This is a genomic window from Rouxiella sp. WC2420 (assembly GCF_041200025.1).
Lineage (GTDB): Bacteria > Pseudomonadota > Gammaproteobacteria > Enterobacterales > Enterobacteriaceae > Rouxiella.
On record NZ_CP165628.1, the window covers coordinates 3,572,235 to 3,598,251 of the forward strand.

A 26,017-nucleotide genomic window follows, 5' to 3' on the forward strand; every position below is an offset into this window, starting at 1 on the left:
TGAATATCACGGATATTGCTTCAGGTCATTATACCTTGCGTTACTGGAACCCGAGATTTAACCCCAACTCTCACTCTTATTGGTTAGGAAGGCGTGCACAAACTCCGGCACTACTTCGCTGGCCAGGCCGTAAATACGCTCGTCAAACTGGCTCTCGACCTGGCTAGGCTCAAGGTTAAGTTCAAAGGTGTGAGCTCCCTGTATGCGGGCTTCGTGAACAAATCCTGCAGCCGGATAAACGTGGCCAGAAGTACCGATAGCGATAAAGAAATCCGCCCTGGAAAGCGCCGTGTAAATTTCATCCATGCGCACCGGCATCTCACCAAACCACACCACATGCGGGCGCAGCGGTGCCGGGAACTGGCAACAGTGACAGCGATCGTCTACCGATAAGTCCTTGGGCCAGTCAAATACCTGTCCGGACTCGGTACAACGCACTTTCATCAATTCACCATGCATATGCAAAATCCGTGAACTGCCTGCGCGCTCATGCAGGTTATCAATGTTTTGTGTGACCAGTAAAAAGTTATCGCCCAACGCCTCTTCCAACGTAGCCAGCGCGTAGTGCGCGGAATTAGGTTTGATTTCCTCTTCCTGCAGCTGTTGGCGGCGGGCATTGTAAAACGCCTGCACCAGCTGTGGATCACGGCGATAACCTTCAGGCGTCGCCACGTCTTCGACTTTATGCTCTTCCCACAGGCCGTCTGCGGCGCGGAAAGTACGTATCCCTGACTCGGCCGAAATTCCGGCTCCGGTGAGCACCACAACAAACGGTCTCTTTAACTGCGCCGCGGCCATGCTGTCGCGATGGAAGATATTTGACCGAAAACGCTGATGGCGTATGCGCTTATTTTTGCGAAATCGACGCAGCCGATGGCTTGTGCGCATATTCACCGCTCCTTTTCTTGACTCGGAAAACGTGTTTAATCGTTAAGATTGTTTACTGACCGCCGCTTAACACGCGTGCGGGATCAATACGGCTAGCGCGACGCGCAGGATACCAGCTGGCGAGCAGGCTCAATACCAGTGCGGTAGCCAAAACGCTGACCACGTCTAACCAATGCAGTTCCGATGGCAAAAAATCGATGAAATAAATATCACCGGATAAAAACTTATGCCCGACCAATTTTTGCAATACGTTGATAATATTGGTCAACTCCAGCGATGCAATCACGCCGATCACTACGCCGCAAACACTGCCGACCAAACCGGCCATCAAACCGTACCAGATAAACACCGCGCGGATCAGGCCATCTTTAGCGCCCAAGGTTCTCAGCACGGCAATATCGCTGCTTTTATCTTTGACCGCCATCACCAGCGTAGAGACAATATTGAAGCAGGCCACGCCGATCACCAGCACCATCGCCAGATACATAATGGCGCGGATCATCTGGATATCACGATACATATAACCGTAAGTACCTATCCAACTGCTAATGTAAACGTAGGCTTTTGTGACCTCTCCCGCATCACGAACCAGTTTGTTGGCAGCAAAGACATCATTAACTTTGATGTCGATTCCGGTCACGCTGGTTCCCATCTCCTGATATTGCTGAGCATCGGCCAACGGCACCATCGCCATGCTGTGATCGAGCTGACCACTTAATTGCAGAATACCGGTGACGTGCAGACGAATGCGCTTGGGCTGCAATAGCTTCATTTCGGGGTCACTGTTGGGGATCATGACCGTGACCCAGTCACCCTGCTTGACGTTTAGGGCATCAGCGACCCCTTTACCCAGGATTATCTGCTGCTCGCCGGCTTTAAAATTCTGCCAGGCGTCGCCCTGTACGAAGTTTGGCACAGCGCTAACGCGCCCTTCCTGTTGTGGATCAACACCTTTAACCTGTAAAGCACGCAGCTTGGCACCATTTTCAATCAGCCCGCTAAACTGCACATAAGGCGCGGCGGCAACAATACCCGGCACCTTCTCAACGCGATCTATCACGCCCTGCCAGCCGTTAAAGGGCTGATTGACCGGACTAATTTGCCCGTGAGGTACGACCGCAAGCACGCGATCTTTAAGTTCACGTTCAAAACCGTTCATCGCACTCAGGCCGACGATCAATACTGCCACCCCCAGCGCGATTCCCAGTGTGGAAATCACCGAAATGAGTGAAATCATGCCGCCACGACGGCGGCCACGGCTAAAACGCAGGCCGATAAGCAGGGAAAAAGGCATCGCTGACATTAACGCGCCCCCAGCAGGGTAGAATCCTGCTGTAACTTGCCGTCGCGCATTTCCAACTGACGGCTAAGACGATTAGCCAACTGCAAGTCATGGGTGACCACCAGAAACGCCGTGCCCTGACGGACGTTAAGCTCACCAAGCAGTTCAAAAATGCTGTCAGCATTTTTCTGGTCAAGGTTACCAGTCGGTTCATCGGCCAGCACCAGAGACGGGTTATTCACCAGCGCACGAGCAATCGCCACACGCTGGCGCTCACCGCCCGACAGCTCGGAAGGACGATGCTTGCTGCGATGCTCAAGCCCTACAGCAGCCAGCATTTCACGGGCTTTATCCTGCACTTCGGAAGCCTTGTTTTTACCAATCAGCAACGGCATTGCCACATTTTCCAGCGCCGTGAAATCTGGCAGCAAGTGGTGGAACTGGTAGATAAAGCCCAACTGACGATTACGCAATTCAGCCTTGGCGGCTGAAGACATCTCGTTAAGCGACTTGCCTTTAAATACCACTTCGCCGGAAGTGGGAGAGTCCAGACCGCCCAGCAGGTGCAGCAAAGTACTTTTACCAGAACCAGAACTGCCGACAATCGCCATCATCTCACCCGGCTTGATGGCAAACGAAACATTACGCAGCACGTCAGTATGCAGTTTGCCTTCCTGGTAAGTTTTACAGAGGTTTTCGCACTGCAACAACAAAGAATCACTCATAACGTAAAGCCTCTGCGGGTTGGGCGGCGGCGGCGCGCCATGAAGGGTAAAACGTAGACAACAACGCGATGACCATGGCCACCAGCGCAATAACCACGACCTGCGTCGGCTCGATAGCCACCGGCAATGAAGCGCCGTCGAGCAATACGCCAATCGCAGGCATGATGGTGTTAAGTTGGGTTGCAAGCAGCACGCCCAGCAAGGCACCAAGCAGTGCTCCGATAATACCGGCGCTGGCACCCTGCACCATAAAGATCGCCATAATCTGCCGGCGAGTCAGGCCTTGGGTTTTCAGGATGGCGACTTCGCCCTGCTTTTCCATCACCAGCAGGCCAAGAGAGGTAATAATGTTGAACGCCGCAACCGCCACAATCAGGCTAAGCAGCAGGCCCATCATATTTTTCTCCATGCGCACCGCCTGGAACAGCTCTCCGCGACGTTCGCGCCAGTCTTTCCACTGCGTGCCCTTCGGCAACGACTGGGTACTCAGTGAGTCGACATCAAGCGGTTTATTCAGATACAAACGCCAGCCGGTGACGTTGCCCAACGGGTAAAGCATCATGCGCGAAGCATCCTGAATATTGACCAGCATCTCATAGCCATCAACTTCGCTGTTGGCAGCAAAAGTGCCTGCTACAGTAAACAGACGCTGGCTGGGAATACGGCCCATCGGCGTAAACTGGCTGACGCTGGTGACCATCAGACGCAGCTGGTCGCCGCGCTTGACTTTCAGCTGCTGCGCAAGCTGGTCGCCAAGAATGACCTTGAATTGACCCGGCTGCAGCTCCTGCTGACTCACACCCACCAGCGTATTGGACAAATTGTCTTTTTGCTGCGGATCAATTCCCAGCATCACGCCAACTGCTACGCTGGCGGGGCTTTGCAGCACCACATCGCCGGTAGTAAACGGCACAGCTCGATTCACACCCTGCAGTTTTGCGGCGTCATCGTGGGTAATTTGTTGTGGATTCAGCGATCCCTGCGGCGTGGTGATGTACGCTTGAGGCATGAGACCCAAAATATTACTTTCGAGTTCTTTCTCAAATCCGTTCATAACCGACAATACAGTGACCAGCGCCATCACCCCAAGGGTAATGCCAATGGTGGATAGCCAGGAGACAAACCGCCCAAAGCGGTCTGAAGCACGCCCGCGCATGTAACGCAGGCCGATAAATAACGCGACAGGTTGATACATGAAATCCGTTAAGTGCAGTAGCTCATTGCAAAGTGATCAAGGATAATAAAGGCTACATGCGCTTTATGGAACCATTAACGGTGTAACTTTGCGGCTTTTATTTATGAAGAGTCGTGTACAAATCGGATTGACCTGATAGTAAACACCATCGCAAGATACGGTTTATAAATCTGGCCCTTACCGCCGACTAAAGAGATAGCGAAATAGCTTATGCTTCAAAAAATGCCTCAAGGAACGCGTTACTCACTGCCAGAACGTCCCGGCGATACCCGCCAACTCGGGCAACTGACTGGGTCAGCCTGTGCGCTGGAGTGTGCGCAAATCAGTGAACGCCACCCAGGTCCGGTGATGCTTATCGCTCCTGACATGCAGAATGCTCTGCGTTTACGTGATGAGATCCAGCAGTTTACCGAGCATAAAGTCATCAGTTTGTCTGACTGGGAAACGCTGCCTTATGACAGTTTCTCCCCACATCAGGAAATTATTTCTGCCCGCCTGTCGAGCCTGTACCAACTGCCGACAATGGAACGGGGAATTATTATTCTGCCGGTGAATACTCTGATGCAGCGCGTTTGCCCGCACGAGTTTTTGCACGGCCATGCGCTGGTGATGAAGAAAGGCCAGCGCCTGTCACGCGACAAGCTCCGTTCACAGCTTGAGCAGGCGGGCTATCGCAGTGTCGACCAGGTGATGGAACACGGCGAGTTTGCCACCCGTGGTGCCCTGCTTGACCTGTACCCCATGGGCAGCGACGAACCGTTCCGCATTGACTTTTTTGACGATGAAATCGACAGCCTGCGCCTGTTTGACGTCGACACCCAGCGCACGTTGAGTGAAGTTGATTTTATTAATCTGCTTCCGGCACACGAATTTCCTACCGACAAAAACGCTATCGAGCTGTTCCGCAGCCAGTTTCGCGAGAAGTTTGAAGTGCGCCGCGACGCCGAGCACGTTTATCAGCAGGTAACTAAAGGCACTTTCCCGGCGGGTATTGAATACTGGCAGCCACTGTTTTTCAGCCAGCCGCTAAGCAGCCTGTTCAGCTATTTGCCGAAAAATACGTTGCTGCTCAATACTGGCGATCTCGAACACGCCGCCGAGCGCTTCTGGCTTGACGTGGTGACGCGCTATGAGAGCCGCCGCGTTGACCCGATGCGTCCGCTGGTGGAGCCAGAACTGCTGTGGCTAAAAGTCGATGGGCTGTTTGCCGAACTGAAACAGTGGCCACGGGTTCAGCTGAAAACCGATGAGTTGTCCGCTAAAGCCGCCAATACGAATCTTGGCTATCAGACTTTGCCGGACTTATCTGTGGTGCCGCAAAACAAAGCGCCGATGGATAACCTGCGCCGTTTTAACGAATCCTTTAGCGGCAGCCTGGTATTCTCGGTGGAAAGTGAGGGTCGTCGCGAAACGCTGCAAGATTTGCTTGGCCGTATCAAGATCAATCCACGGCTGATTACGCGAATTGAAGAAGCCGTCGCCCCGGGCCGATACATCATGATCGGTGCCTGCGAAAAGGGTTTCCTGGATACCGCAAATCAGCTCGCGCTGGTGTGCGAAAGTGACATGCTCGGCGAGCGCGTTGCCCGTCGCAGGCAGGATACTCGCCGGGCAATTAATACCGATACCCTGATCCGCAACCTTGCCGAATTGCGCCCCGGTCAGCCGGTAGTGCATCTCGAACACGGCGTCGGACGCTATCTCGGCCTGACGACTCTAGAAGCGGGCGGCATCAAGGCCGAATACCTGATTTTAACCTATGCGGGGGAAGACAAGCTTTACGTGCCGGTTTCCTCGCTGCATTTAATTAGCCGCTATTCCGGCGGTGCCGACGAATCTGCGCCGTTGCATAAACTCGGCGGTGAAGCCTGGTCTAAAGCGCGGCAAAAAGCAGCAGAGAAAGTGCGTGACGTGGCCGCCGAGCTGTTGGATATCTATGCTCAGCGAGAGGCCAAGACAGGCTTCGCCTTCAAGCACGACAAGGAACAATACCAGCTGTTCTGCCAAACCTTCCCGTTTGAGACCACCGTGGATCAGTCACAGGCCATTAACGCCGTGCTGACCGATATGACCCAGCCACTGGCTATGGATCGCCTGGTATGCGGTGATGTGGGCTTTGGTAAAACCGAAGTTGCGATGCGTGCCGCGTTTCTTGCCGTCTCCAACAATAAGCAGGTTGCCGTACTGGTGCCGACCACCCTGCTGGCACAGCAGCACTTCGATAACTTCCGCGATCGATTCGCCAACTGGCCAATCCGTATTGAAATGATGTCACGTTTTCGCAGCGCCAAAGAGCAGCAAACGGTGCTGGAAGAGGCCATTGAAGGCAAAGTCGATATCATTATCGGTACTCATAAGTTGCTGCAAAGCGATTTACGCTGGAAAGATCTGGGCCTGCTGATCGTCGATGAAGAACACCGTTTTGGCGTGCGTCATAAAGAACGAATCAAGGCAATGCGCGCCGATGTCGACATCCTGACGCTGACCGCCACGCCTATTCCACGAACCTTGAACATGGCGATGAGCGGCATGCGTGATCTGTCGATTATCGCCACGCCACCGGCACGACGTCTGGCGGTAAAAACCTTCGTGCGAGAGTACGACAGCCTGGTCGTTCGCGAGGCAATCCTGCGCGAAATCCTGCGCGGTGGGCAGGTTTACTATCTCTATAACGACGTGGCCAATATCGATAAAGCCACGGAACGCCTGGCTGAATTGGTGCCCGAGGCGCGAATTGCCATCGGACACGGCCAGATGCGCGAACGTGATCTCGAAAGGGTGATGAATGATTTCCATCACCAGCGTTTTAATGTTTTGGTATGTACCACCATTATCGAAACCGGGATCGATATTCCCAGCGCCAATACCATCATCATTGAACGCGCCGACCATTTCGGTTTGGCACAGTTGCACCAGCTGCGAGGCCGCGTAGGCCGATCGCATCATCAGGCCTACGCTTACCTGCTGACGCCAAATCCGAAGGCGATGTCTGTCGATGCGCATAAACGCCTCGAAGCTATTGCCTCGCTTGAAGATTTAGGTGCTGGTTTTGCACTGGCAACTCATGACCTCGAGATCCGCGGTGCCGGTGAGCTACTCGGCGAAGGCCAGAGCGGCCAGATGAGTACCATTGGCTTCTCGCTGTATATGGAGCTGTTGGAGAACGCCGTCGAAGCGTTAAAAGAAGGCCGTGAACCTTCTCTGGAAGACTTGACTACCAGCCAGACCGAAGTCGAAATGCGCATGCCCGCGCTGCTGCCAGAAGAGTTTATCCCCGATGTTAACACTCGCCTGTCGCTGTATAAACGCATCGCCAGTGCGCGTACCACACAGGAGGTCGACGAAATGCGGGTCGAACTGATTGACCGCTTTGGCACCCTGCCCGACGGCGCGCGCAACCTGCTCAGCATCGCCATACTGCGCCTGAAAGCCAAACAACTCGGCATCAAGCGCATTGAAGGCAACGAGCGCGGCGGCTTTGTTGATTTCAGCGACAAAAATCGTGTCAATCCGAGTTACTTGATTGGCCTGTTACAGAAGCAGCCACAGGTTTATCGCCTCGATGGTCCGAGCAAACTGAAGTTTATGCTGGATCTTACTGACCGACCAAAACGTCTGAAGTTTGTTGATGAGCTGCTGGAAGAGTTCGCCGCCAATCAGCTCCCTGGCTAAATTAATTGTTAAATAACAGGCACAAAAAAGCCCGAGCTTAAAACTCGGGCTTTTCATTGGCAATTTATCTTTTACGACTGTGCCATGGGTGTCCTACATCGTCATTTAAACATCTTTAACTATTGTTTTTAAATGCACGATATTTGGCAGAGCGTATTATTGGACAAGTTCTTAACTACGAACGGTGCTTAATTCCAACTGCCCGCTCTTATCCAACGGGATCTTGGTACCAGGATCGTGATCCATCCGTACTTTGCCCTGCTGGCCGTCGATTTTGTAGGTCACATCATAGCCCAGCATTTTTTCTGACTTGTCATACACTGTGGTACAACGCTGACGCTGAGTGGTGTAAGTATCATTGTCCTGCATGCTGCTTTGGACACGATTACCCGCATAACCACCGCCGATTGCTCCCGCAACTGTCGCCAAACTGCGCCCATGACCGCCACCAAATTGATGACCAATCACCCCACCGGCAACCGCACCCAGCAATGAGCCCGCGATTTGATTCTCATCCTGTACTGGACGACGGTGCGTCACGGTCACATTACGACATTCCTGACGCGGGGTTTTCGTGGTTTCCTTGATAGGCGTTGCACTGACGACCTGCGCATATTGAGGACCGGAAGAAAAAACGTTCATACTTGCTACTGCCGCAACCCCCAGGGCTGCTGCGACGCCTATCCCGACGCCAGCTAACATTGACTTATTCACAGGACATCCTCCTGAAAGTGATATCACGGTAAAGTTTGCTCAATTAGCCTACGACGGACAATAAGACATTTGGATAAAACACGGGAAGTGAGAGGTGTAAATCTATCTTTAAGATAATTCTCAGGAAAACAGTGTTAACAAACCAAATTAAAAGTTGTCCCGAAGATATGGTGAATAGCCAAGAAGTTAATAAACATTAATTAGAAAGAAACTCGAATCGATTCAGCCTCCAGTTAAAAAAAACCGGAGGCCAAATAGCGACTTAGTGAAGCTTGAGTCGCGGGCGCAAAACCCGATTAATACTGCCAACAAACATCATTAAACCTGTTTTAATATAGCCGTGCAGAGCAATCTGATGCATGCGGTATAAAGAAACATACACCATGCGGGCCAGACGGCCTTCAATCATCATCGAGCCCTTGGTCAGATTCCCCATCAGACTGCCAACAGTGCTAAAGCGCGACAACGAGACCAAAGAACCGTGATCCTTATAGAGATAAGGTTTCAGCGTTCGACCGTTGCGCTGTGCGATGATATTGGCAAAACAGCGAGAAGCCATTTGATGCGCAGACTGCGCGCGCGGAGGCACAAAACCACCTGACGGCAAGGCACAGGAAGCACAGTCACCAATCGCGTAGATATCAGGATCGCGCGTGGTTTGCAGCGTAGGCTCGACCACCAGCTGATTAATGCGGTTGGTTTCCAACCCTGAAATATCTTTGAGGAAATCAGGCGCTTTAATACCCGCAGCCCACACCATCAGATCGGCAGCAATAAATTCGCCATCCTTAGTGTTTAGACCCTTTTTCTCCGCGCTTGTTACCATGGTTTTGGTTAAGACCCGAACGCCAATCTTGGTCAATTCCTGATGCGCCGCCTCGGAGATACGCGCAGGCAGTGCAGGCAGAATTCGCTCACCAGCTTCAACCAGTGTCACGTTTAACGCACTATTTTGAAGGCCTTCAAAGCCATAGCTGTGCAATTCTTTTACTGCATTATGCAGCTCGGCAGACAGTTCAACGCCCGTCGCGCCACCGCCAACAATCGCAATATTAACTGTCCCGGTTTTATCAGGATTGGCCGAATATTTCAGAAACAGGTTAAGCATTTCATTGTGGAAGCGATGTGCCTGATGCGGGTTGTCCAGGAAGATACAGTTTTCTTTAATGCCCGGCGTACCGAAATCATTTGAAGTGCTGCCCAGCGCCATAACCAGCTGATCGTAAGCCAGGTCGCGCTCGGCCACCAGCAGCTCACCGTTGGTGTCACGGATTTCAGCCAACTTGATGGTTTTATTTTCACGATTGATATCGGTTAAAGAGCCGATTTGGAATGTAAATCCATGATTGCGCGCGTGAGCCAGATAGCTTAACGCATCGACGCCGTCGTCAAGACTTCCGGTGGCAACTTCATGCAGCAACGGCTTCCACAGATGGCTGTGGTTGCGGTCGACCAACACTATCTCGGCTTTGCTGCTGCGGCCAAGTTTGTGACCCAGGCTGGTCGCAAGCTCAAGACCGCCCGCTCCACCGCCGATTATCACAATTTTTTTCTTTGCTTCAGTCACTATGACTCCCTCAAATGTAAACCAAATGTTATCTAAGGGTAACGTTATTATCCTTAGATAACATAGGGTTGCTCAAGTTAAATCATCTTCAAGAATGAGGATAACACGCGGGAGTCCGTTGATTATACCAAAATTGATCTACATCAATTGTTTTTGATAATCCCCGGTGATAACAAAAATTTTGCATCTTGCTATTCAATTAGTTAGCACCGGGAAGCCGAGGAGGAGAATCGTTACAGCAGATGTTTAGCGCAGAAAATATTAAGCCTGTTTGTGTGCCTGCCAACGAGTATCTAGCTCGGTAAGCTCTTGGTGGGATTTTTTCCAACGATCGGAGTCGCGTAATGCCTGTCGACTCGATTTGCCGTGCCAGCCACCGCCGTGATACAGCGAGGCCACACCGTCGGCTTTCATTGGCGGCAGGTTGTCGAGCACGCTAACTGCGCCATCACGGTTATTGCAAACCAGAATCATGTCGCAGCCAGCATTCAATGAAGCCTGAGCGCGCTCGGCGTAACTGCCCATTACCGCAGCCCCTTCCATCGACAGATCGTCGGAGAAAATAATGCCTTTAAAACCAAGTTCCTGGCGTAATATTTTCTTTAACCAGTAAGGCGATCCACTTGCTGGGAGAGGATCGGCATCGGTATAAATCACATGTGCAGGCATCACAGCATCGAGCATCTTGCGTTCAATCAGTTGACGGAAAATGGCCATGTCATGCTGGCGGATTACTTCCAACGGACGATTATCCCGTGGCGTTTCCTTATGAGAATCGGCAGTGACTGCGCCATGTCCGGGAAAATGCTTGCCGGTCACTTTCATGCCAGCCGCGTGCATACCGCGAATGTAGCGCTCGGCGATATCCAGCGCTTTTTGCGAGTCTTGATGGAAAGAACGCTCACCAATCGCAGCGCTAATATGGCCGATGTCCAACACTGGGGCAAAACTGATATCAATATCCATGGCGATCATTTCTGCCGCCATCAGCCAACCGGCCTCTTCTGCCAAGCTACCGGCTTCGCGCTCATCGTTTAAAGCAGCAAAAGACTGAGCCGCAGGGATACGGGTAAAACCTTCGCGGAAACGCTGAACACGACCGCCTTCCTGATCGACCGCCAGCACCAGACGCTCGCGGGAAGCCGCGCGGATTTGGCGGATCAGCTCCTGCAACTGTTCAACGTCGTGATAATTACGGGTAAACAATATCAATCCACCCACCAGCGGGTGCTGTAAAATTTCGCGCTCTTCAGCATCCAGCTCGAAGCTGGCAACATCTAACATGACTGGACCCAAGACCCAATACTCCTGTTCTAAAATTCAGATAATAATTTCTGACGCAGTGGCTGCGCCCAGCTTGCATAACGAATATCGGCCGTTTGCTGCCAGCGCACTTCAAACCACATCAGCATCAAATATTCGAGCCAAAGTCGCCACTGGCGAACCTGTTGCTCAAGCCTTGCAACATCACCAAAACCGCCTTGTTGGGCATACGCTTGCAACAATTCATACCGCTGAGTTTTGCTATAAGCATTACCGCTAAATAGCGCGGCAAATTCAAGGCCTATATCCGCAGACACCGCGTACTCCCAGTCGATCAAACGTATTCCTTCAGGGCTGTTGACCCAATTTTGCGGGTGAATATCCATATGCGCGAGAGATATTTTTAACGCCCTAGGCAATCGTTGCTTGAGTAACCGTTTATGTAAATGCAGCCAGGACGGCGTTAACCGGCGGCGGTCAATCAGTTGCCAATAGTCGGCAAAACGCCTTTTGATATCCAGCGTTTCGCCACACGGCTGGCTGCGGTGAAGCTTTGCCAGCAGAGCGGCCAGCTGTTGTTGAGACTGAGCGGCAAAAAAGTGCTTCTCATCAAGCGTTTCTCCGGCGATCCAATTCACCACCAGCCACGGACAGGCCCAGGCATAAACCTGTGGGGCAATGTGCTTTGAAGATAGATGACGCAACAACCGATTTTCCCTGCGCCTGTCGATACCCAGCTGTCGTTTTTCAGTCGACTGCAATCGCGCAAGATACACACCGCTTGCTGCTTCGATACGCCAGCTCTCACTGCTGAGACCTTCTACAGGTGTAAAAATGCAACCGGCGGAATAATCCGCCGGAAGATATTTTTTAACCCATGCCTCGAGGGAAGGATTAGTTTTGATTTTGAACTGCACCACTGCCTGACCAGACAATTTCGCCAGACTGAACGGTCATCAGTTGCATATCCAGCGTCGGTGACTTCACGTTTCCGCTGGCATCGCTGTACAACACGTATTGGGCATTGACCTGACGTGCCAGTGCAATAGCCTTGCTGCGTGAAACCAGGTTATCATCGGCAGATAATCCCATCGCCTGTTTGGCTGTTGCCAGCTGCGAAGCGGGAACGACGGTGAAGGTATTGTTAGACGCCAACGCGGTGTGCATTGCATCGGTAATTTTACCGGTTTGCAGCGAACCATTGGTGCTGTTTTTCACGTTATCCAGAAGCAGAACGCTGCCTGACTGAACGCCTTCAGCCTTCAGCATTTTAGCCACCAGAGGCTGAACCGTTGCACTCCAGTCAATACTTTGCAGTTTCGGTGGTTGTGGAATGGTTTCAACCGGAGGCTGGCCCGACGTTTCGGGCGCACCAATAGGCGGCACCGTTGTGATAGGTGCAGTAGTCGCCGGAGGTTGGGTCTGTGTTTGCTGCTGTTGTTCTTGCTGTGTGGAAATACAACCGCTCAACGCCAAAGTTGCCAATGCCACGAGTAAATACTTTTTCATCAACCCTCTCCGTACGGGATATTAAAGATAGATGTGTACACGCACGCTGTACGCATCAAGATTGCCGTTTAGCGAGTAGATATCAACGTTTGAATCCGCCGGAACGGTAATCGTTCGCGGTTCGGCAAAAGGCAGCAGGTCTAATCCCTGCTTGTCATACCAATAGAATATATAATGAACTGCTATCGATTTTGACTGATTATTACTGAGCGACAAGGTGGCCTTCTGCCGCCCCTGATCGCTACCCAGCGACGGCGTGCCTGGAATTATACCGGCGGTCAGCACTGGGGACTCCATAATCACGGTTTGTTGATTATTCAGAGCAATGCCCTGTTTAGTGCTACAGCCCGCCAGAAAAAACAACACAGCACAAGCCATCAAAAATCGCATACCTTTCCCTCGTTAAACGGCAAGATACCCACCGGTGTGGGTATCTAACGAACCAGCCGCATTTTAGTGCGCCAGCAGAGGGCCTAGATTATGGCCGCCAACCAGGTGCATATGTATATGATACACCACCTGACCGGCGTCTTTGTTGCAGTTAACAATCAAACGGTAACCATTCTCTGCGATCCCCTCCTGCTCGGCAATTTTAGCGGCCACGGTCATCATGCGACCTAAAGCTGCCTCATGCTCTGCCGTCACATCATTCATCGTGGGGATCAGGATATTAGGAATGATCAAAATGTGGCTGGGGGCCTGCGGCGCGATATCGCGAAAAGCGGTAACCAGTTCGTCTTGATAAACTACATCTGCCGGGATTTCGCGGCGGATAATTTTACTGAAAATTGTTTCTTCGGCCATGACTTCTCTCCATTGATAGCTCTTCACTACTTAAGCTGTGAGCGCAGTATGATTCAGCCGTTCCACTATTTTCAAGTTTCTTAAGGTGTTTGCTGGTTTAATCAGCAAAACAATCAGGGCGGCATCTACTCGTTGGTAGATGCCGCCCTCGTTTATTAAGGCTAATTAATTTTGAAACAATCAATTGACACTATGGGTTATGACTTTAGTTCGGCCAGCTAGGTATAACGATCGTACCTCCTGTCGAAATCCATGCGTTACACTGAAAACCTTGATTCATGAAAGAAACTCTTACTTTTTCGCTAGAATTACCATACTGGTCTTCAACATTTACTTCATATTCATGATTCCCAGCCTCAATGTCCCTTTTCACTCCCTCATAAGCACTGCTCTGATATACTACTGATGAGTTGCGTCGGAAAATGACCTTAATTTGGGAATCGCTCACGTTGGCAATATTCCATGAAACCCTTCCTGAAGTGTTATTGCCGCTAAGTTGATAGTTACATCCATAATTGTAAAGATCTAGCTTCCCGTCGCTTATAGGCAATACTGCGCTAGTTTTGCTTGATGTCACGATTGATCCTGTAAAACCCTGCTGAGTTTTAGGCGTGACTTTTACCGTGATGAATCCTTTTACATTGTTTCTAAGCACTCTATAGGAATTGCGAGTCTCTCCAGATATCGGCTTACTGTTTAAATACCATTGAAACGTCGAAGCATCTCCGCCTCCACCATTGCTTTGGAAGGAGTAATTGACTGAGAGTGTCTCTGCTGTTTTTGGTGTGCCGCTGATTTTAACATTAGTCACCTCAGGAACGGCGATGACAGTTTCCGTCCATGCATCTGCCCTCTGCCCTTCATCACCTTTGACATTCTTTGGCGTTACTGTCAAATATAGCCGAGAGCCTAAATCAGCTGCCTGAATGGTATAACTACGCTGCGTTGCTCCGTTTATACCATGCTGCCCTTTATTCCACTGAAAACGGGTCTCACCTTCATCTGCGCCCAGGCCGGCATATGTATATTCCCCTCTGAGCACACTTCCAACAATCGGTTTGCCGTCAATTTTCACAAATCTTGCTTCCGGTATTCCCCACACTGGCCCAACATTCTGGGAAGCGCTGGTAGAACCAGACACGCCACTCTCATTTTTTGGGGTCACTTTAACAGAAATTTTGTGGCCGATATCCTTATCAGACAACGTCAGATAGGTTCTTCCTCTTGCTTCAACAATCGGGACAGAATCTCTGAACCATTCAAACTCGGAGTTCCCTTCTTTTGAGCCGTTGCCGACATAGTCGTATTTAACCAATAAGCTAGTGCCTTCAAATGCTCTTCCGCTAAGGTTGACATTGCGAGCCTCTGGTTTTGTTACCAATACCTTTATTTTATTAGAATTAATATTATTACCATATTCTCCTAAGGTATTTTGTGGAACAACATTGACAAATATTTCATTTCCAGCATCAGCCAGGCTTATAACGTAGTCTTTACTCGTTGCACCGGTTATCCAACCTTTATCGTTCATCCACTGGAAGCCCGTTTTCCCCTCTGCCATTCCGTGGCCAATGTAGGTATATGACGACTCTAGCTTACTTCCTATAGCTGGCTGCCCGGTAATCTTCAAATCTTTAATCTCCGGCGCTGCGTGTTTAACGGTAACAGAAACATTTATGGATTCAGGAGCTGCCGAAGTATTGGTTTCTGACTGGCTTATTGTAATGCTGGCATTACCCGCCCCCACAAACGTCAGTTCGCCACTATCAGAAACAGTCACCACGTTTCTACCCGAAGACTTATAGAAGAAAGCACCGTCGTTTCCGCCGGTAACTTTCAGCATTTGAGCTGGCGCTCCGAAGTCAACTATCACTGGGTCAGCCTGCAATGCAGGCGCATCTTTAACCCCAACGGTGACAGCGAGCGTGGCTTTTTGCCCCTTATAATTAACACTCTCCTCTTCAGTAACGGTTAACGTTGCCGTGCCTTTCATATGCCCTTTCACGTTGCCATTACTGTCTACGCTGGCGACTGTTTCTTTGTCACTGCGAAAACTTAGTTTGCCGCCGTTGCCGCCCGTTATCTTGGCATTTTTGAACTCATCAATTTTCAGCGTCAGCGGACTTACCTTGAGCGCCGTGCCTGTAGTCTTATTGATATTTACGGCAACGGTGATGTCTTTAGGTGCAGCCACTGTATCGGTGGCAGCCTGACTGACGACGATGCTGGTATTGCCCGCGCCAACAAACGTTAATTCTCCCTGACTATTCACCTTAACAACGTTTTTATTCAGCGAGTTAAAGCTAAGTAAACCGTTATTGCCGCCGGTAACTTCCAGCTTTTGAACCGCTGCGCCGAACTCCACAATCACTGGCTCGGCTTTTAGTGCAGTCGCATCCTTCAGATCAACAGTGACGGTAAGCATTGCCTGCTGGCCAATGTAATTGGTGCTTTCAGCCTCTGTCACTGTCACCTTTGCCTTTCCTGAGGTATGAGCAGTGACTTTGCCATTACTGTCTACACTGGCGACAGTATCTTTGTCACTGCGATAACTCAGCACGCCGCCTCGCTCACCGTTTCCGCCTTTCAGCCTTAACTCTTGCTTTTCTCCCGCTTTTAACGTCATTGGACTCGCTGACAATACCGGCCCAATTATTTTCCGTACTGTAACCTCAACATCGATTGCTTGCGGAGCAGCTATGCTTTCCGTTGCCGCCTGGCTTACGGTGATATGAGTTCGGCCCGCTTTCACAAACGTCATAACGCCTGTGCGGCTAACCTCTACAATGCTGTTATCCGCAGATTCATAGCTCAAAATCCCATTATTACCCCCCCTGATAATTAGCGGGCGCGGCACTGTACCAAAGGCCCATGACACGGGATCAGCCTCCAGCGCGATGGCATCTCTCATATCGACAGTAACAGTTAGCGTAGCCTTCTGACTGATGTAGTTGGTACTCTCCGCCTCAGTTACCGTTACCGTTGCAGAGCCGGAAGCATGAGCGGTCACTTTTCCCGTATTATCTATGCTAGCGATTGCAGGATTGGCTGACTCATAGGTAATTTTGCCGCCATTGCCGCCTTTTACTTCTGTATTGTTAGATTCACCAACTTTCAGCGCCAGCGGGCTTACTTTAAGCGCCGTGCCTGCGGATTTTTTGATGTTAACTTTTGCGATAACGTCTTTTGGGGCTGCCGTTGTTGCTGTGGCCTCCTGACTGACAATGATGTTAGTACTGCCCGCCTCAACAAATGTCAGTTCGCCTGTTGCCGAAATCTTAACAATGCTTTTGTCAGTAGATTCATAGAGGTAAGCCCCGCCGTTGCCGCCGGAGACCTGAAGCATTTGAGTCGATGCACCAAAATCAACGGTGACCGATTTGGCCTGAAGTGCATCTGATAGTTTTTTAATTACGTTAACAGTGAAAGTTATCGGGATGGGTGCATTAACATTTTGATTGGCATTTTGGGAAACAATTACCTCAGCCACGCCTGCTTTCTTAGCCACCAGCTTACCCTGCTCGATAGCAACAATATCTGTAGATTTCGAGGTCAATAAATACTCACCGCCAGTAATCCCCCCCGTTGGAGTAATGGTTTTACTTTCTCCAACGCTGAGTGTTAACGCGGGTAGCGGATCTATTTTTCCAGCAGAGAACTCCACTCTAATATGGCGTGAGAGTGACTTCGTGGTTGAATCGAGAGATGCCCCTTCGCCAGTATCAGACTCTAGACTTACCGTGATGGTGTCATTGCCAGGCTTGGTAATTCCCTCATAGCGAATAATCATTTCTCCGCGTGTGTCAGTGACGCCCACGCGTGTGCTAATGCTGCCAAGACTTGAGTTTTTCTGATGCCAAAACACCGTTGCCTTTGAAACAGGTTTATTATTACTGTCTTTGACAATGGCGGTTAAAAATAGCTGCCCTTGGCTCGCCTGAGGAAATACGATAACGTCATCGCCTTCCACTGAAGTATTTCCATTGGCAACTAAAAGTTGACTCAATTTAATCTCCGGAATGTTAACGGTTTTTTCTACCAAATCTCCAGAGATCTTGTCTTTATTAGTCGGCGTTACCTGGAATACAATATCCTGCCCGCGATCTTTTTCGGTGATTTTATAGCTTAAGGTCTGGCTTAATATTGTAGAACTGTCTTTTGCGTTAAACCATTTAACCGGTGAACCGCCGGCTATTTCGTCATTCCCTTCATTATTTACGAAAAGATAACTCGCCGTGAGTGTCTCGCCAACATTAGGTGTGCCTGCGATATTCACATTAGATGCTGCAGGAGCAATATTCCCTGGTAAAACGGTAACCCGATAAGAAGCATTATTAACGGGGGTCTGCCATCTACCTTGTTGAAATTCCTGAGCGTGAATGACTGTCTCACCGCGTTTTAATGGCGTAACATACCCACTATCTAATTCAACTTTGGCTATTGCCTGTTGATCGGAGGTATATTTTATTACTCCACTATAACCGCCTTTAGCAATATTGCTCCCTCCTGGCTCCCCGGCTTTTAATATCATATGTTCAGGCATAAAATAGAGCGGGCTAAATACTTCCTTTCTTTTATATTCTAAAACAATATTATTATTACGCGTGACAAAGTCTTTACGTGATAAAGCCAAGGCACTCATTGCCTGGCCTTGCTCTGGATTAAGCTGATGCTGCATGCTCTGACTAAATTTCCAGGAAAAATTGACTCCAATTTTGTGATCGTTAGGTTGACCGGCCGTTAGCGTCTCCTCAAGCATGAAACCCAACAAAGAAATTGGCTGCCATTTCAAACCAATTGTCAGACCATAGGGGTCAGCACTGACTCGATCTCGACTCCCCAGCGAATCAACTTCCTTACCGAACCATTGAAACCACGTCATTTTTGCTGAAAGCGGCCTAAATATTAATGCCTCCAGATTAACATCCCACCCACGGGCTGCACGCTCGTACAAATCGTAGTGCATAGGATTTTGATTAAACTGTTTATCTTTGGAGTGTTTCCAACCGCTGAGAGGTACATAGTAGTTAAAGGAACTCCTGACCCGCTCAGTCCACGCCTCTAACCCAAGGCCCATACGCTTATGCCCTCGCGTAACATCTTGATCATAAAAGACATTGGAGCCTAAAATTAGATTATCATTGAGGCTAAAGCGATAGCCCAACCCCAAATTCAGCTGATTACGCTCGTTCCAGCGATGAAAGCTCAGTTGTGAAAAGAGAGTATTCTTTTCTGTTTCCATCCAGGGATAAAGGTGATCGAGCCCGAATTCAAAGCGGCTATTTCTATTTAGACCGCTATTAATACTGGCTCTTACATTCGAATCAGAAAAAGACAGGAACTGTTCGATTTGTTTCGAGGCTTGGCTATTCAGTGCGCTGGCAGCTTTTGAGGATAGCTGCTGAGATAGCGGCTCCTGAGCTAATGAAGGCCCCAACTGCTCCATGAACGAGGTTAAAGGAAGGGCATCATTTTTATCATTCTCCTTCGCCTGTTGCTGATTGTTATTTTCGGAACCCAAGGATGGGATCGAATTAGACGAAGCCAGTGCAAAATTAAAAATGACACACGCGATCATTATAAAAAACATAATAATCATTGCGAGTTTTTGGGCTTTACCAATTTTGATTTTTTTAGAATGAATCAAACCCTTGAACATATCCATATTGCCTCCGTTGCATTGGATTAATACTATTGAACAACTTATTTATTACGAAAAACTCAAGCGCAAGAAAAAAAGACAGCACACCCTTGCTTTAATATTATTTAAAACACAGCCATTAAAAATAAATTAAATATAAAATAGCATGAAAATATCGCGGAAATTAATTTTACCCTTATAGCAAAAAATAAGCACCACCTTATAAGCGATAATCGAAACACCAATGATATTTAAAGAAATTAATGGCATAATAATCAACACATTAATCACTAAAAAAGAAGTGATTATTAAAAATCAAATTTAAATAAATTTAATAATCAGTGACTACTTTAAGTTATAATTAATATGATGAATGCATTTTTCTTGATAATTATTTAATTTTAGGTGTTTCGCGATGTTAGCCAAAGCAAGGTAGGTTCAGGATAAGAAGTGGGTGGCGGAGAAATAGAAAGGAAAAAAGGCCTGATGAAATTCATCAAGCCTTAAAGATTTCGAAACGAAATGACAGCCCTAACAGGGCTGATCATACAGGTCAGTTATTGCGAATATAATCGTCCATATCAGTTTTCAGATTGTCAGACTTAGTACCAAAAATCGCCTGCACGCCTGAGCCAGCAACAACTACCCCCGCCGCGCCCAGCTGTTTGAGACTCACCTGATCAACCTTGGTCACGTCCGCCACGCTAACTCGCAAACGGGTAATACAGGCATCAAGATTGGTGATATTTTCTTTGCCACCAAATGCCTTAACCAGAGAGGCTGACATCTCACTACCACCCTGGGCTGTTTGAGTAGCCGTCGTGTCTTCCCGGCCTGGTGTTTTCAAGTTCAGCTTGACGATTAACACACGGAAAATAGTGTAATAAACCAGACCGTAAATGACGCCGACGATCGGGAACAGCCAGATGCGGCTGCTGTTGCCACTCAGTACCACAAAATCGATTAAACCATGAGAGAAGCTGGTGCCATCACGCATGCCGAGCAAAATACAAATTGGGAATGCCAGACCGGCCAAAATCATATGGATGACATACAGAATCGGCGCAACAAACATAAACGCGAATTCGATCGGCTCGGTAATACCCGTCAGGAACGCGGTCAACGCGGCTGAAATCATGATGCCGCCCACTTTGGCACGATTTTCTGGTTTAGCTGAATGCCAAATCGCAATCGCCGCCGCTGGCAGTCCATACATTTTAAACAGGAAGCCACCTGACAGTTTACCCGCTGTCGGGTCACCCGCCATGTAGCGTGGAATGTCGCCGTGGAATACCTGCCCCGCTGAATTGACGTATTCACCAACCTGCATTTGGAAAGGCACGTTCCAGATGTGATGCAGGCCAAAGGGCACCAGCGCGCGTTCTACGATACCGTAAATGCCAAATGCCACGACCGGGTTCTGATAGGCAGCCCACTGAGAGAAGGTCTGAATAGCGCTGCCAATCGGTGGCCAGATAAAGGACAGCACCACGCCGAGGAAAATCGCGGCCAGGCCTGAAATAATTGGCACAAAACGTTTACCGGCGAAGAATCCCAAATATTCGGGCAGCTTGATACGATAAAAGCGATTAAACATATAGGCGGCAATGACGCCAGAAATAATGCCTCCCAAAACTCCGGTATCAGCCAAATGCTTACTGGTAATCTCGGCCGCCGGCAATTGCAGCACCATCGGCGCAACCACGGCCATGGTCTTCACCATAATGCCGTAAGCAACAACCGCCGCCAGCGCAGATACGCCGTCATTATTTGTAAAACCTAGCGCCACGCCGATGGCAAATATCAGCGGCATATTGGCGAAAACTGACCCACCCGCTTCGGCCATAACATGTGAAACTACGATTGGCAGCCAGCTAAAGTTTGCGGAACCGACACCCAGCAGTATGCCTGCGATAGGTAATACGGAAACGGGCAGCATTAGCGATTTACCGACCTTTTGAAGGTTTGCAAACGCGTTCTTGAACATATTGGGAGTGCTCCTGAGTAATGGTGCGTGATACTCCCGTATTCATCAGCGTGCAACGCCAAACGCTGCTACTGATAATAATGGAGTATCTACTTCTCAGGGTTTTTAGCTGGTGCCATCAACCCTGTTGCTGCGGCATTTTTAACCGCGGCGGGCGGGACATATATTTGCCCCTTTTAATTTTTACGAAGGGTAAAATAAATCGCCGCAATAATAATTGATGACAGTCACGTTTTGTTAAAAAAACGCCTATTCCTGTCTGAAAAGTTTCCTAATATCAATAAATCGGGGTGTTTTGGGCAGGGATTGAGAAGAATTAGCCTAACGCTTCCGAATATCAGAAGCGTTTAATATGTTTATTACGAGGCAAAAAATATTTGGGGGGGGGGGAATCTATGCAAGCCTTGCTGCATCTACGTGGAACAGGCGCGAGAAGTTAGCCGTAGTCGCTTCCGCTAGCGTTTCCAGGCTCACGCCTTTCAATACCGCCAGATATTCTGCAACATCTCGGACATAAGCTGGCTGATTTTCTTTACCACGATGAGGAACCGGCGCCAGATAAGGTGAATCGGTTTCAATTAACAGGCGATCCAGCGGGACGTAGCGAGCGGCTTCACGCAGCTGCTCTGCGTTTCTGAAAGTTACGATCCCAGAGAAAGAGATGTAGAAACCCAGATCCAATAAGATCTCTGCAGTTGCTCTATCTTCGGTAAAACAGTGCAATACGCCGCCACACTCCCCGGCTTTTTCTTCGTGCAGAATATCTAGCGTGTCCTGACGTGCATCGCGAGTATGCACGATGACCGGCTTGTTAAGCTCACGGCCGACGCGGATATGATGACGGAAAGAATCTTGCTGCAATTTCAGCTGGAAATCTTCTTTCTGGTAAAAATAGTCCAGACCGGTTTCACCCATCGCCACAACGCGCGGATCGGCAGCCAGCTTGCGCAGCTCGTCAAAGTCGTAACCACCCTCAATATTCAGCGGATGCACGCCGCAAGAGAAGGCAACCTCAGGGCGATCGCCAATCAATTCAGCCATTTCGCGATAACCAGGCAACGTACAGGCCACCGCCAGCATAAACTTCACATCGCGGGCACGGGCTTTCTCTAACATGTCGTCTACACCGCTGTGCAGCGTCTGATAATCAAGGCTGTCGAGATGACAATGTGAATCGACTAAAAACATAGTATTAACTCTTTAATTTTTCGAGGAATTTCAGTTTTACAGAGAACTCTCTACAGGGAATGTTCCCATTCCAGTAGCTGTTCGGTGAGCAGCAGCTCGCGGTTAACACCCACGATGCCGAGAAGCTGTTGACGGCAGTGCATCCACCCTTGCAGATCTTTTTGCAGAGCCGAATTGCCCAGGCCGCTCGCCAACTGAGCAATCAACGGCTGCTGGTCGAGATTAATGGTGTAATGTCCTGCACCCTGTTGAGTTTTAATAACGTCCAGCAGCAGCGAACAAAGCCAAAATAGGCGATCGGCGGCGTCGTCATGATTTAGCTGTGGCAGCAGTGAGAGTAAATCACGCTGTTGCCAGTTGAGGGTTAGTTGCTGAAAAAGCTGTTCGCGCTGTTTCCAGCGTTCGGGCTGGAGTAATTCCAGCGCGGCCAACGGCGTACCCTCTCCCAGCCTGAGTGCTGTTTGAATAGCCAGTGGCGCGACTTGCAGCTGGCGGGCAATCCATTGACTGGCAAGTGCAGCATCGGGTGTCGTTAAATGCCAATAAAAACAGCGGCTACGCAGGGTCGGCAATAGCCTGGACGGCTCCTGGCATCCCAACAGAAAATAGGTGCGCTCCGGCGGCTCTTCCAGCGTTTTAAGCAACGCATTGGCCGCCGCTTCGGTCAGCAGCTCGGCATGGGGTAACCAAACGACTTTAGCCCCGCCCTGCTGAGAATAGTTGTACAGCGTCTCAATTAACTGGCGAATAGGTTCGACACCGAGACTGTTTTTGCCTTTCTCTGGTGTCAGTACGTGCCAATCAGGATGGTTACCAGCAATCATCAGGTTGCAGCTATGACATTTGCCACAGCTTTTTTCCCCTTCCGGACGCTGACACAGCAACCAGCGGCTCAGGCCATAGACCAACGCATCTTCGCCCATGCCTTTGGCAGCATGCATCAGCAGCGCGTGATGACCGCGTCCATCCTGATATTGAGCCACTAGCTGCCGGTAAGGGCCGTTTAACCAGGGATACCAGTTCATTCCTGAGTTTCCTGCTGGCGTTGCTGCGCAATCCAGTCGATTAAAGTCTGGCGAATAGCGCAACTGACTTGTTCAATTGTTTGTGAAGCATCGATAGTCTTGATGCTCGAGTCTTCTTTGGCCAGGCTCAGATAACGCGCGCGAGTACGCTCAAAAAATGCCAGCGACTCTTGCTCGATTCGGTCCAACTCGCCACGGGCGCGGGCGCGCTGCAAACCAATCACCGGTGAGAGATCAAGATACAACGTCAGGCTCGGCCGAAAATCTCCGAGTACGGTATCACGCAGGGAGGTCATTAGCTGATTATCAATACCTCGTCCTCCGCCCTGATAGGCCTGAGAAGAGAGATCATGACGATCGCCAACCACCCAGGAACCTCGGGCCAGCGCTGGTTTGATTACGTTCTCAACTAACTGAACCCGTGCGGCATACAGCATCAGCACTTCGGCTTTATCTGTAAGCTGCTCACCCTCTATGCCGTTTTTGATTAAATCACGCAGCTTTTCGGCCAGCGGGGTACCGCCCGGCTCACGGGTAAACTGAATATCGGTGATGCCCTGCTCGCGCAGAGTATTTACCACAACGTCTCGCGCAGTGGTTTTACCCGCCCCTTCAAGGCCTTCAATAACGATAAAACTACTTTTCATTCTTGTTTTTCATCAGGTCGCGATACGCGCGCACTGCCTTGTTATGGCTGTCGAGGTTGGTAGTAAAGGTATGCCCACCCTTGCCATCAGCGACAAAATAAAGAAAATCGGTTTTCGCCGGATGAGCTGCGGCTTCGATAGACGCCTCACTCGGCATCGCAATCGGCGAAGGCGGCAACCCATCAATCACGTAGGTATTATACGGCGTTGCGGTCTCAAGATCCTTCTTGCTGATAGTGCCTTTATAGCTGTCACCCATGCCGTAAATCACCGTCGGGTCAGTTTGCAGTCGCATACCGATACGCAGGCGATTGATAAACACCGAAGCAACTTCTTTACGTTCATCTTTGATCGCCGTTTCTTTCTCAATGATCGAGGCCATGGTCAGCATGTCGGTTGGCGTTTTGTAAGGCAGCGAAGTATCGCGGTCTTTCCAGATTTGATCGACCGTTTTCTCCATCCGCTGATGCGAGCGTTTCAGCAGTGACAAATCGCTGGTCCCTGCCGTGTAGGCGTAGGTATCCGGATACAACCAGCCCTCGGCGTTTTTAGCATCTTTCATGCCCAGTGCCGTGGCGATTTCATCGTCGGTTTTACCCGTCAGATCATGCTTAAGATAACCCGCTTTTTGCAACTCTTGCATCCAGTCCTGTAAGCGGAAACCTTCGACGAAACGAATATTGAACTGTGCTTCTTTGCCACTTTTTAACAGCTCGAGCATTTGACGGACCGTCATACCCTCGGGAAAACGATAGGTGCCGGCCTTGAATTCGCCCAGCTCAGGTTCAACGCGCAGTAGCCAACCAAACAACGTCGGTGATTTGATCAGCTTTTGTTGATACAGCATATCTTGCAGAACCACCCTTCCCGTCCCGGCAGGTAAGGTAAAAATCTTCTCTTTGACTATGTTTAATTTGCGATCGGCAAAACGTTCGACTTTAAGATAGCCAGCAAACGTCAAGGCCAGCAGAACAATAACAATGATGCCGAAAATTTTGGTTTTTTTATTTTTCATGATTCTTTCACTTAAATACAAATTAGCTTGTTCAACAACAACGTGGCTGTAAAAACTCGAATAGTTTCGCTGCGGTATAATGCCAGTTTTCTATCTTTCTGACTGGAAGAATTGGCATCAAGGCATTACAAACGACAACTTCTTCCGCATTTTCCAGCACTCCTCGAGTTTCTCGCACTGTTTCGACGCTAAAGTCGCGTGAATCGTTTAGTATTGAAATAATGTGCTGTCGCATAAGACCATCAACGCCGGAGTGTGAAAGGTCAGGGGTGAAAACTTTGCTGCCCTTACGCCAGAAGATATTGGCGGCGCAGCACTCAATCAGCATGCCATCGGTATCGTCCACTAGCGCTTCGTGTGCCGAGGTAATATCCAGATGCCGACGGATCATCACCTGTTCAAGTCGGTTAAGATGCTTAATTCCGGCCAGCAGAGGATTGCGCGCCAGTGCGACAGGGCTGGGTGCCAGTTCTATCCCCTGCTGACGCCACCGGTGATAATGCTGCGGATAAGGGCTGAGCGACATAATTCGCGTCGGCCCAACGCAGCCTTGGCTGCTGTAACCACGCCCACCCTCGCCACGCGAAAGAATAACTTTAATCACCCCTTCCTGCTGGCAACTGGACGCCGCGCGACGCATTTCATCGATTAACACCGGCCAGTCACATTCCGGCATCATCAATCTGGAAACGGCTTGCTGCAAACGGGAAATATGCGCCTCAAGCCGCTGCACCTCGCCGTTTTTTATCCAGCCGGTGGTAAAACAGCCATCGCCAAACTGCACTGCGCGATCGGCCACTGAAATCACCCGCTGTTCAATCCCGTTAATCCAAAACATCGCTCCTCTCCTTTTCGGCAGTCAGACTGGCGTATTCGACTCATGGATACCACGAGA

General features: G+C 49.8%; 19 protein-coding genes. 1 reads left to right on the forward strand and 18 read right to left on the reverse strand.

Going from position 1 to position 26,017, the window contains the following annotated elements:
* Positions 1-57: 57 nt before the first annotated feature.
* The 4 genes from cobB to lolC are packed head-to-tail and all read right to left on the reverse strand — an operon-like array spanning position 58 to position 4,090.
* The gene (cobB, locus tag AB3G37_RS16620) at positions 58-888 is read right to left on the reverse strand and encodes a Sir2 family NAD+-dependent deacetylase (RefSeq protein ID WP_009635787.1); all 831 of its coding nucleotides are present in this window, start codon (positions 886-888) and stop codon (positions 58-60) included.
* 52 nt (positions 889-940) lie between these two features.
* A complete protein-coding gene (lolE, locus tag AB3G37_RS16625) occupies positions 941-2,182 on the reverse strand; it encodes a lipoprotein-releasing ABC transporter permease subunit LolE (protein WP_369790980.1) in 1,242 nt (413 codons plus the stop codon).
* 8 nt (positions 2,183-2,190) lie between these two features.
* Positions 2,191-2,895: a lipoprotein-releasing ABC transporter ATP-binding protein LolD gene (gene lolD / locus AB3G37_RS16630; RefSeq protein WP_009635785.1), complete on the reverse strand. Its 705-nt coding sequence runs from the start codon at positions 2,893-2,895 to the stop codon at positions 2,191-2,193.
* Complete coding sequence (lolC, locus tag AB3G37_RS16635) at positions 2,888-4,090, reverse strand: lipoprotein-releasing ABC transporter permease subunit LolC (RefSeq protein WP_009635784.1); 1,203 nt, start codon at positions 4,088-4,090, stop codon at positions 2,888-2,890. Before lolC ends, lolD begins: the two co-directional genes overlap by 8 nt.
* A 222-nt stretch (positions 4,091-4,312) precedes the next feature.
* Between lolC and mfd the strand changes: the two genes are divergently transcribed.
* Positions 4,313-7,762 (forward strand): transcription-repair coupling factor, encoded by a 3,450-nt coding sequence (gene mfd, locus AB3G37_RS16640; protein WP_369790981.1) that lies wholly within the window; start codon positions 4,313-4,315, stop codon positions 7,760-7,762.
* A 171-nt stretch (positions 7,763-7,933) separates the two neighbouring features.
* Here the strand turns inward: mfd and AB3G37_RS16645 are convergent, their stop codons facing one another.
* The 14 genes from AB3G37_RS16645 to pabC all read right to left on the reverse strand — a co-directional run bounded on the left by AB3G37_RS16645 (position 7,934) and on the right by pabC (position 25,960).
* On the reverse strand, positions 7,934-8,476 hold the full coding sequence (locus AB3G37_RS16645; RefSeq protein ID WP_009635782.1) for a glycine zipper 2TM domain-containing protein: 543 nt from the start codon (positions 8,474-8,476) through the stop codon (positions 7,934-7,936).
* 262 nt (positions 8,477-8,738) lie between these two features.
* Positions 8,739-10,043 carry an NAD(P)/FAD-dependent oxidoreductase gene (locus tag AB3G37_RS16650; RefSeq protein WP_369788528.1) on the reverse strand — a complete coding sequence of 435 codons (1,305 nt, stop codon included), beginning with the start codon at positions 10,041-10,043 and terminating at the stop codon, positions 8,739-8,741.
* Between the two features lie 261 nt (positions 10,044-10,304).
* Positions 10,305-11,339 (reverse strand): beta-N-acetylhexosaminidase, encoded by a 1,035-nt coding sequence (nagZ, locus tag AB3G37_RS16655; RefSeq protein ID WP_369788529.1) that lies wholly within the window; start codon positions 11,337-11,339, stop codon positions 10,305-10,307.
* Between the two features lie 17 nt (positions 11,340-11,356).
* Positions 11,357-12,241 (reverse strand): phosphotransferase, encoded by an 885-nt coding sequence (locus AB3G37_RS16660; RefSeq protein WP_369788530.1) that lies wholly within the window; start codon positions 12,239-12,241, stop codon positions 11,357-11,359.
* A complete protein-coding gene (lpoB, locus tag AB3G37_RS16665; protein ID WP_369788531.1) occupies positions 12,201-12,815 on the reverse strand; it encodes a penicillin-binding protein activator LpoB in 615 nt (204 codons plus the stop codon). Before lpoB ends, AB3G37_RS16660 begins: the two co-directional genes overlap by 41 nt.
* 21 nt (positions 12,816-12,836) lie before the next feature.
* The gene (locus AB3G37_RS16670) at positions 12,837-13,205 is read right to left on the reverse strand and encodes a YcfL family protein (protein ID WP_369788532.1); all 369 of its coding nucleotides are present in this window, start codon (positions 13,203-13,205) and stop codon (positions 12,837-12,839) included.
* A 63-nt stretch (positions 13,206-13,268) separates the two neighbouring features.
* The gene (gene hinT, locus AB3G37_RS16675) at positions 13,269-13,619 is read right to left on the reverse strand and encodes a purine nucleoside phosphoramidase (RefSeq protein ID WP_369788533.1); all 351 of its coding nucleotides are present in this window, start codon (positions 13,617-13,619) and stop codon (positions 13,269-13,271) included.
* A gap of 205 nt (positions 13,620-13,824) precedes the next feature.
* Complete coding sequence (locus tag AB3G37_RS16680) at positions 13,825-19,284, reverse strand: inverse autotransporter beta domain-containing protein (RefSeq protein WP_369788534.1); 5,460 nt, start codon at positions 19,282-19,284, stop codon at positions 13,825-13,827.
* A 529-nt stretch (positions 19,285-19,813) separates the two neighbouring features.
* Positions 19,814-21,247 carry a PTS glucose transporter subunit IIBC gene (gene ptsG / locus AB3G37_RS16685; protein WP_369788535.1) on the reverse strand — a complete coding sequence of 478 codons (1,434 nt, stop codon included), beginning with the start codon at positions 21,245-21,247 and terminating at the stop codon, positions 19,814-19,816.
* Between the two features lie 393 nt (positions 21,248-21,640).
* Complete coding sequence (locus tag AB3G37_RS16690; protein WP_369788536.1) at positions 21,641-22,435, reverse strand: metal-dependent hydrolase; 795 nt, start codon at positions 22,433-22,435, stop codon at positions 21,641-21,643.
* A gap of 50 nt (positions 22,436-22,485) precedes the next feature.
* A complete protein-coding gene (gene holB, locus AB3G37_RS16695; RefSeq protein ID WP_009637830.1) occupies positions 22,486-23,460 on the reverse strand; it encodes a DNA polymerase III subunit delta' in 975 nt (324 codons plus the stop codon).
* Entirely contained in the window at positions 23,457-24,107 is a 651-nt protein-coding gene (tmk, locus tag AB3G37_RS16700) for a dTMP kinase (protein WP_369788537.1), read from the reverse strand. The genes holB and tmk overlap by 4 nt, the downstream gene beginning before the upstream one ends.
* Entirely contained in the window at positions 24,097-25,122 is a 1,026-nt protein-coding gene (mltG, locus tag AB3G37_RS16705; protein WP_369788538.1) for an endolytic transglycosylase MltG, read from the reverse strand. The genes tmk and mltG overlap by 11 nt, the downstream gene beginning before the upstream one ends.
* Positions 25,123-25,153: 31 nt before the next feature.
* Positions 25,154-25,960, reverse strand: coding sequence for an aminodeoxychorismate lyase (gene pabC, locus AB3G37_RS16710; protein ID WP_369788539.1), 807 nt, complete (start codon positions 25,958-25,960; stop codon positions 25,154-25,156).
* Positions 25,961-26,017 lie beyond the last annotated feature (57 nt).